Here is a 367-nt window from a genome sequence, read left to right on the forward strand (position 1 = left end):
ACTCTTAATTACATAAGCAGGATTTTAGAAAACCGCAGAAAAATAGAAAGCCGTTTTCATAACAAGTTAATTAAAGAAGAAGAAAGCCGTCTTGCAGAAAACTCCGAAGATTCGTCAAGCGGATTATTCAGCCGCGTATTTTAAATAATGTCTCCCCAACCCGCAACCGCTTTGCAATTTTTTAAACGGCGTTGCGCGTGTTTAAACGCGGCAATGTAATGGTTTTTATTTCCATCTTTCTCCGCCCAAGCAGGAAAGCTCTGCGAATCCTTACTAGGTTCGATAAAAACGGAAATCCCCTCTTTCTCAGCTACTATTAAAATTTTTCGCAAGTACGCCAAATACGCTTCGTCGTAAATTCCCGCTC

Annotated in this window: 1 pseudogene; it reads right to left on the reverse strand. The window is 40.6% G+C overall.

Annotation, left to right across the window (positions count from 1 at the left end):
- Window positions 1-140 precede the first annotated feature (140 nt).
- Window positions 141-367, reverse strand: a pseudogene (locus ACYVTD_RS18010) (hypothetical protein); the annotation flags it as partial.

The sequence above is a fragment of the Treponema sp. R6D11 genome, assembly GCF_054786075.1.